The sequence below is a fragment of the Pantoea sp. Ap-967 genome (assembly GCF_011752565.1).
Taxonomy (GTDB): domain Bacteria; phylum Pseudomonadota; class Gammaproteobacteria; order Pseudomonadales; family Pseudomonadaceae; genus Aquipseudomonas.
Map to the genome: position 1 here is coordinate 1 of NZ_VWXK01000059.1, position 8529 is coordinate 8529.

General features: G+C 69.2%; 2 protein-coding genes. Both read right to left on the bottom strand.

Features of this window, described 5'->3' with window-relative positions; translation table 11 throughout:
- Nucleotides 1–8011: non-ribosomal peptide synthetase (locus tag F3J45_RS29370; RefSeq protein WP_167070852.1), on the bottom strand; the 8011-nt coding region annotated here is incomplete at its 3' end.
- A partial coding sequence (locus F3J45_RS29375; protein ID WP_240164743.1) for a phosphopantetheine-binding protein occupies nucleotides 8008–8529 on the bottom strand: 522 nt, incomplete at its 5' end. The genes F3J45_RS29370 and F3J45_RS29375, both read right to left, overlap by 4 nt.

Consider the following 8529-nt stretch of genomic DNA (forward strand, 5'->3'; position numbering starts at 1 on the left):
GGCGGTTGGCCTGCTCGTTCAACGCGCGGTAGCTCAACTCGCCTTCTTCAGCGCGAACCGCCACCGCCTCGGGCGAACGCAGCACCTGCGCCTCGATCATCCCATGCAGGGTCTGCTCAAGGTCGTACGCAACGGCCGTGTCGTTGAAATCCACCAGCAACCGCTTGCGCTCAGTGGCATCCGGCAAGCCCACATGCCCTGGCACGGCCTGGGCGCCTTCGGCAAAGGTCCACAGCACCTGTTGCAGGTACCCGGCGTAACGCTCGACCGTCGCCCGCTCGAACAGCGCCGTGGCATACACGATGCCGCCACTGAAGCCATCGGCGCCCTCGCCCAGGCTCAGGCTCAGGTCGAACTTGGCGATGCTCGCCTGCCCGGCCACTGCGGTCACCGTCAGGTCTCCCAACTGCAGCGCCTGGGTTTCGGGGGTAGCGTCCCAGTCCAGCGACACCTGGTACAACGGCGTATGGGCCAGGCTACGCGGTGGGCGTACCGCTTCGACCACCTGCTCGAACGGCAGGTCCTGGTGCGCCTGGGCGGCCAGCACGCAGGCCTTGACCTGCGCCAGCAAGGTGGCCACGTTCGGCATGCCGGCGGTGTCCACGCGCAGGGCAACGGAATTGACGAACATGCCGATCAGGCCATCGACCTCGGCCTGGCGCCGGTTGGCCAATGGCGAGCCAATCACCACCTCGTCCTGCCCGGCCAAGCGCGCCAGCAACACCGCCCAGGCGGCCATGAACAGCATGTACGGCGTCACCCCCTGGGCCCGGCACAGGGCCTTGAGCTCGTGGCTTAGCCGCGGGTCCAAGTTCAGCGCAACGCTGCCGCCGACGTACACCTGGCGCTCCGGGCGTGGCCGGTCCCATGGCAGGCTGAGCAAGGTCGGCGCGCCGGCCAGTTGCTCGCGCCAGTAGTGCGCCTGGCGCTGCAAGGCCTCGGCGCCAAGCCAGCGCCGCTGCCACACGGCGTAGTCCAGGTACTGCACCGGCAAGGCGGGCAATGGGTCCGCCTGGTCGTCGGTAAAGGCCCGGTACAACACGTCCAGCTCACGCACCAGCACCCCCAGCGACCAGCCATCGGCCACCAGGTGGTGCACGGTCAGCAGCAGGATGTGGTGATCCTGGGCACGCTGCAGCAAGCGGCCACGAATCGGCAACTCATGGGCCAGCACAAAAGGCTGCCCCGCTTCCTCGGCCATCAGTTGCGCCAACCCAGGCTCATCCAACGCTTGCACCGCTTCGCGGCCCAAGGCCAGGCCACGGGCGTCGGTGGCCAGCACCACGCGCGGTTCACCCTCCTGCTCCACGAAGTGGCTGCGCAGGCTCTCGTGGCGTTCGACCACCCGGCGCAAGGCGCGCTCCAGGGCCAGCACATCCAGCGCGCCATGCAGGTGCAGGGCAATGGGAATATGGTAGGCCGCACTGCCGCCGGCCATTTGCGCCAGGAACCACAGGCGCTGCTGGGCGAACGACAGCGGCAGGCTGCCCAGGCGCGGGGCCGGCTCAATGGCCGGCAAGGCCCGCTCGCCCTGTTGCCCAAGGCTGGCAGCCACTGCCGCCAGGCTGTCGTCGGCGAACAGCTCGGCCAAGGCCAACTCCAGGCCCAGCCGTTGGCGAACCTGGGCCAGCATGCGCATGGCCAGCAGCGAATGGCCGCCCAGCTCGAAGAAACGGTCGTGGCGCCCCACCCGATCGCGTTGCAGCAACTCACTCCACAGCAGGGCCAGCGCTGTTTCGCGCTCACCCTGCGGAGCCTCGAAGGCGGCCGTGGTGAAATCCTGCGGGCCGGGTTGTGGCAAGGCCTTGCGGTCGACCTTGCCGTTGTTGTTCAGCGGCATGCGCGCCAGCGCCACATAGGCGCCTGGCAGCATGTAGTCGGGCAGGCGACCGCGCAGGTAGCTGCGCACACTGCTGGCATCGACCTCGGCGCCGTGACAGGTGAACCAGGCCACCAGGCGCAGCGGCCCCTGGCCGTCCGGCAGCGCCATCACCACCGCCTCGGCGATGCCAGGGCACTGCGCCAGTTGCTGCTCGATTTCCCCCAGTTCAATGCGAAAACCTCGGATCTTGACCTGGTCGTCGTTGCGCCCCAGGCACTCCAGCTGGCCATCGGCCTGCCAGCGCACCAGGTCGCCGGTGCGGTACAGGCGGTCGCCGCTCATGAACGGGCTGTCGAGAAAGCGCTCGGCGCTCAGTTCGGGCCGGTTCAGGTAGCCCAGGGCCACGCCATCACCGCCGATGTACAGCTCGCCAACCACGCCGCGCGGCACCAGCTTGCGCTGGTGGTCGAGCACGTACACCCGGGTGTTGCCGATGGGCCGCCCGATGGCCACCTGTGCGGCGTTGGCCGCCAGCGCCTGCACATGGCAGGTAGTGGCGAAGGTGGTGGTTTCGGTGGGGCCATAGGCATTGATCAGGCGCAGCGCCGGCGCCCGTTCGAGCAGCGCACGGAACGCGGCCGGCTCAGCCCGCTCGCCACCGCTGATGAGGATGCGCAGCCCCGCCAGCGCTTCTGGAAGCAACTGCACATACTGGTTGAACAGCGCGGTGGTCAGGAACAGCACGGTCACGCCCTGGTCTACCAGCGCCGCGCCGAAGCGCTGCGGGTCGACCAGGGTCGGGTGGTCGATCACCCGCACCTGCCCGCCGTTGAGCAACGCGCCCCACACTTCCAGGGTGGCGGCATCGAACGCCGGGTTGGACGCGAAGGCTAAGCGGTCCTGGGCATTGAAGTCGGCATAGCCGTTGTTCAGCACCAGCCGGGCAATGCCCCGGTGCGCCACGCACACCCCCTTGGGCTGGCCGGTGGTGCCGGAGGTGTACATCACGTAGGCCGCACTGCCGGGGTCCTGCGCCAGGCGCGGGTCGTGCCCGTCCTGGTCGTGCAGGGCCACGCGGTCCAGGTCGATGCGGCGCACCGGCCATCGGGCCTGGGTTTCGGCCAGCGTCAGCAAGGCCACGGCCTGGCAATCCTCGACCATGAACGCCTGGCGCTCAGCCGGGGCGTGGATATCCAGGGGCACATAGACCGCTGCACACTTGAGCACCGCCAATTGCGCCACCAGCAACGACAGCGAACGCGGCAGCAGGATCGCCACGCAACTACCAGGCACCACCCCTTCGGCCATCAGCCAGTGGGCCAGGCGGTTGGCCTGCTGGTTGAGCTCGCCATAGCGCAAGGTCTGCTGGCCTTGCACGGCGGCCACGGCCAGCGGGTGACGGGCGACGCGCTGCTCGAACAGCGCGGCGACACCCTGTGCGCGGGGGTAGTCGTAGGCCGTGGCATTGAAGGCTTGCAGCAGCATCTGCCGCTCGCCCTCGTCAATCAGTTCAACCTGTTCCAGCGGGGCTTGGTCATTGCCGGCCATGGCCCACAGCAGCGCCTGGAAGTAGCCCAGGTAGCGCTGCACGGTCGCCTCGTCGAACAGCGCCGTGGCGTATTCCAGGCTGCCGACCAGCCGGTCGCCATGCTCGCCCAGGTTCAGCGTCAGGTCGAACTTGGCCACCTGCCCGGCCTGGCCCACCGCTTCCAGCTCGAGCCCCGGCAATTGCAGGGCCGCGCCCTGGGTCGCCTGCCAGTTCAGGGTGGCTTGGAACAGTGGCGTATGGCCAAGGCTACGGGCAGGCCGGACGATCTCCACCACCTGCTCGAACGGCAGGTCCTGATGTGCCTGGGCGTCCAGCACACGCGCCTTCACCTGGGCCAGCAATGCCTCGGTGCTGGCCGCAGCGGCAGTGTCGATGCGAATGGCCAGGGTGTTGACGAACAGGCCGGCCAGCGCTTCGAGCTCGGCATGGCCACGGCCAGCGACCGGGCAGCCGATCACCACCTCGCTCTGCCCTGCCAGCCGGCTGAGCAAGGCGGCCCAGGCGCCGAGCACGGTCATATACAAGGTCACCCCGTGGCGCTGGGCCAAGGTGCGCAGGCTGGCTGCCAGGCGTGGGTCAAATGCCAGCGCCAGGCTTGCCCCGGCAAAATCCTGGCGCTCGGGGCGCGGCCGGTCGCTGGGCAGGCGCAGCAGGCTGGGTGCGCCTTCAAGGGCCTGGCGCCAGTAGTCGGCCTGACGTTGCAGCTGTTCGCCGGCCAGCCAGCGCCGCTGCCACACGGCGTAGTCGCCGTACTGAATGGCCATTGCCGGCAGCGGGTCGTCCCGCCCTTGGCAGAAGGCCGGGTACAGGGCGCTCAACTCGCGGGTCAGCACGCCCAGCGACCAGCCATCGGCAACGATATGGTGCACGGTCAGGGCCAGCACGTGCTGGTCGCTGGCCACGCGCAGCAAACGCGCCCGCAGCAACGGGCCGTGGGCCAGGTCGAACGGCGCGCGGGCTTCTTCCTGCAGGGTGGCCGCCAGAGCATCGGGCTGGATGTCTTCGCGCCGGAACCAGCCGGCGCCAGGCGTGGCGGCGATGACCACCTCGGCACTGTCGTCGCGGGGCACGAAGCGGCTGCGCAGGGTTTCGTGGCGCTCGACGATGCGCAACAAGGCGCACTCCAGCGCATCGGTCTCCAGCGGCCCGCGCAAGCCCAGGGCCAGCGGCACGTTGTAGGCTTGGTTGCCGCCGTCCATCTGCGCCAGGAACCACAACCGCTGCTGGGCGAACGACATCGGCAAGGCGTGCTCGCGCGGTACCGCGACAATGGCCGGCAAGGCACTGCGCCCGGCGCCTGCCAGCACTTCGGCCACCGCCGCCAGCTCGGCATTGGCGAACAGCTCGGCCAAGGCCAGCTCCACGCCCAGGCGCACACGCACCTGAGACACCATGCGCATGGCCAGCAGCGAATGGCCACCGAGGGTGAAGAAATGGTCGCGGCGGCCGACCCGCTCCACCTGCAGCAACTCGGCCCATATCTGCGCCAAGGCGTTTTCCAATTCGCCTTGCGGGGCCTCGAAGCCCTGCTCGAACAACGCCGAGCGCTCTGGCTTGGGCAGCGCGCGGCGGTCGAGCTTGCCGTTGGCGGTCAGCGGCAGGGCCTGCAGTTGCACGAAAGCCACCGGCACCATGTATTCGGGCAGGTGGGCTTGCAGCTGCGCACGCAGGCTTTCGGGGGTTGCCGCCTCGACGGCGGCCTGGGGCGTGAAGTAGGCGACCAGGCGCGGCTGGCCGGGCTGGTCCTCGCGGGCCAGTACCACGGCTTCGTTGATGCCGGGCAGGCTGGCCAGGCGGCTCTCGATTTCACCCAGCTCGATGCGCACGCCGCGGACCTTCACCTGGTCGTCGTTGCGGCCCAGGTAGTCGAGGGTGCCGTCGGCCAGCCAGCGTACCAGGTCGCCGCTGCGGTACATGCGCCCGCCTGGGCTGAACGGGTCGTCGAGGAAACGTTCGGCGGTCAGGTCAGGGCGGTTGAGGTAGCCACGGGCGACCCCGGCGCCGCCAATGTAGAGTTCGCCAGGCACCCCCAGCGGCGCGGGCTGAAGCTGCGCATCCAGCACGTACAGGCGGGCGTTGTCCACCGGCCGGCCAATGTGCAGCACCCCGCCCGCCTCCACCACCCCGGAGCTTGCGACCACGGTGGTTTCGGTGGGGCCGTAGTTGTTGACCACGGCAAAGCGCTGGGTGCGGTTGAACTGGCGCAGGCGATCACCGCCAATCAGCAGGGTGCGCAGGGTCGGGTGTTCGAGCTGGTGGCTGAAGGCATACTCGGCCACCGGGGTGGGCAGGAAGCTTACATCCAGCGGCTGGCTGCGCCACCACGTCAGCATGGCGTCGAGGTCTTCGTTGCCCTCGGCGGGCGGCGCCAGGTGCAGGGTCGCCCCCGCGCACAAGGCAGGCCACACTTCCCAGGCCATGGCGTCGAAGCCGAAGCCGGCCAGGCACGAGGTGTGGCGGCCCTGGCACAGGTCGAACGCACGGCAGTGCCAATCCACCAGGTTGTTGACGGTGCGGTGCTCGACCATCACGCCCTTGGGCTGGCCGGTGGAGCCTGAGGTGTAGATCACGTAGGCCAGGTGGCGAGCGCTGTGCCCGGCCACCACCGGTGCCTGTGCCTGGGCCGGCCAATCAGGCTGGTCGAGCAGCACCAGCGGCGCCGCCAAGGCCCCCAGGCGCTGACGCAAGGCGTGCTGGGCGAGCACCACCACCGGCGCGCTGTCGGCCAGCAGGTACTGCACCCGCTCGTCCGGGTGGGCGGGGTCGACCGGCACGTAGCCTGCGCCCGCCTTCAGCACAGCCAGCAGCGCCACCAGGGTGTCCAGGCCACGGCGGGCGAACACGGCCACCCGGTCGTCCGGGCGCACGCCCAATGCCAGCAGGCGGTGCGCCAGGGCATTGGCCTGGCGGTCGAGCTGGGCATAGCTCAGGCGCTGCGCACCGCAGGTGGCGGCCACCGCGTCCGGCTGTGCCTGGGCCTGCTGCGCGATGCGTTGATGCAGGGTCAGCGTCGCCTCGAAAGGGGCCGTGTGCTCATTGAACCCTTCGAGCAGCGCCTGGCGTTCGCTGTCGGGCAGCATCGGCAGCGCCAGCACTTGGGCATCCGGCCAGTGCAGCAGGCTTTCCAAGGTGTGCTGCAGGTAGGCGCAAACGCGCTCGGCAGGCACCTCGGGGCTGGCCAGCAAGGTCAGGCGGAAGCCTTCGCCAAGGTCGTCGATGCTGAGCGTCAACGGGTAGTTGGTGGCCTCGGCAGACTCGACGATATCGATGCCAGCCAGCGCTGCCCGCTGCGGCTCGGCAGCCGCCGCCGGCGCGCTGTGGCGGTAGTTGAGCAGTGCGTTGAACAGCGGCGCCGGGGCCGCTACGCCGCTGCAGCGCTGGGCCAGGGCCAGCGGTGCGTGCTCGTGGCGCATCAGCGCACTCAGGCGCTGATGGGTCGCGCGAATGGCGGTGGGCAGGTCGCCCTCGCCCAGGTCTACCCGCAATGGCAGGGTGTTGATGAAAATGCCCAGCGCCCGGTCGGTGGCCTCGGCGCCCAGCAGGCGGCCCATCAGCACCGTGCCGAACACCACCTGGTCACGCCCGGTGAGGCCGCCCAGCACCCGGCCCCAGGCCAGGTGGAACAGGCTGGCGACGCTCACGCCTAGGCTGCGGGCACGGGCGCGCAGGCCCTGGCACAGCACCTGGGGCAGGTCGAGCGCGTGTTCGTTGTGGGGCGAGCCGTCGCCCTGCACGTCCTGGATGCCGTAGGCCAGGGTGGCTTCGTCGATGCCCCCGAGCATCTCGCGGAAGAAGGCTTCATGCTGCGCTTGGCTGATGCCCAGCACCGCCTGGGCCACGTAGTTGCGAAACGGCACCGGTGCGCCCAACTGTTCGTCCTGGCCGCTGAGAAAGGCGATCAGTTCCTGGCGCACCACGTCGAGCGCGCTGTGGTCCATGGCGATATGGTGGAACTGCAAGGTGGCACTGAGCCGACCGTCGGCCAGCACCGGCTCGCGCAGCAGGCGAATCAACGGCGCCTGGGTGAGGTCGAGCCAGTGGCGTGCCGGGTCATCCACCGCGAGGTCGAGCACGGGCAGCTCAGCCTGGCGCCAAACCACCTGCAGCGGCGCCTCCAGCCCCTGCCAATGCACGGAAGTACGCAAGATGTCGTGGCGCGCCACCACCCCACGCAGGGCCTGGGCGAAGGCCTGCAAGCGCGCTTCGCTGGCGAACACGAAACGGGCTTGCATCACGTAGGGGTCGTGGCCGGTGGCGCTGGCATGGTGGAACAGCATGCCTTGCTGCAGGGGGGCCAGGGGGTAGATGTCTTGCACGTTGGCCGCGCCACCGGGAATCGCGGCCACCAGCTGGTCGAGGGTGCCCTGCTGCAGGTCGGCAAGGTTCACCAGTGCCGGGGTGATGCGCGTGCAGCCGGGCGGAATCAGGTTGCCTGGCACCTGCACGGCGCCGTGCTTGACGGCCACGTACTGGCCGCTTTCGATCAGCGCCACCAGTGCCGGCTTGTGCTCGCGCAGGCGCGCCACCAGGGCGGCGTCGGTGAGGGCCTGGCGATTGCCCTGGACCACCAGCTGGCCATCCTTCAAGGCCAGCTGGACGTTGTTGGCCGCCAGTGTGGCCAAAAGTTCGTTGATGCTCACAGGACGATCTCCATGCTGTCTGTGATGGCTGCATAGCCGGCCAAAGTCGGTTGCTCGAACAGCGCGCGCACGTCGGCTTCCAGGCCTTGTTCGCGCAGGCGGGAGGTGAGGGTCACTGCCAGGAGCGAGTGGCCGCCCAGTTCGAAGAAGTTGTCGTGGCGCCCTACCCGCTCCAGGTTCAGCAGTTCGCACCAAAGTGCGGCCAGCAGGGTTTCGGTTTCGCCTTGTGGGGCCTCGTAGGGGCGCTCTTCGATGGCGTCGGGTTCTGGCAGGGCCTTGCGGTCGAGCTTGCCGTTGGGGCTTAGCGGCAGGGCTTCGAGATGGATGAACAGCGCTGGCACCATGAATTCCGGCAGGTGCGCGAGCAGTGCCGTGCGCAGGGTTTCCGTGGTTTGTGGCTCGCCGGTGTAGTAGGCGACCAGGCGTTGTTCGCGGGCGATCACCACGGCTTCCTTGATGCCCGCGATGGCGGTGAGGCCTGCCTGGATTTCGCCCAGCTCGATGCGCAGGCCGCGCAG